The sequence below is a fragment of the uncultured Eudoraea sp. genome (assembly GCF_947258925.1).
GTDB lineage: Bacteria > Bacteroidota > Bacteroidia > Flavobacteriales > Flavobacteriaceae > Eudoraea.
Genome location: NZ_CAMYKG010000007.1, coordinates 130,853 through 131,468 on the forward strand (window position 1 = coordinate 130,853; position 616 = coordinate 131,468).

1 protein-coding gene is annotated in these 616 nt (G+C 45.3%); it reads left to right on the forward strand.

Translation table 11 applies throughout. The features are described 5' to 3' along the window. The coding region (locus Q0X77_RS04145) for a hypothetical protein (protein WP_297793460.1) at positions 1-616 on the forward strand (616 nt) is incomplete at both ends.

The following is a 616-nucleotide window of genomic DNA, read 5'->3' on the forward strand; positions in this document are numbered from 1 at the left end:
CAGTGGAGGAACATCTCCATTTAGCTATTCTATTGATGGTAACGACTTTACCAATACTACAGGCTCTTTCACTGGCTTGATGGCCGGAGATTATACCATTTATGTACGGGATGCAAACTGGAATGAAGCAGGCGATACCGGTTGTGAAACCAGTGTAGCTGTAACCATAGGTGAACCTGATGCAATCGTATTGGCAGAACCAACCGTTACCGATGTTACCTGTAATGGTGGCAGTGACGGAAGTGTTTCTGTAAGTGTTACCAGCGGAGGAACATCTCCATTTAGCTATTCGATTGATAATTTTGCTACGAGCAATACCACAGGGATCTTCACCGGTCTTACCGCTGGGAATTATACCATTACTGTACGTGATAACAACTGGAATGAAGCAGGCGATACCGGCTGTGAAACCAGTGTAGGTGTCACCGTAGGGGAGCCTGATCCAATCGTATTGGCAACTCCAACTGTTGTTGATGCTACCTGTAATGCAGGAAGTGACGGAAGTGTTTCTGTAAGCGTTACCAGTGGAGGAACATCTCCATTTAGCTATTCTATTGATGGTAACGACTTTACCAATACTACAGGCTCTTTCACTGGCTTGATGGCCGGAGATTAT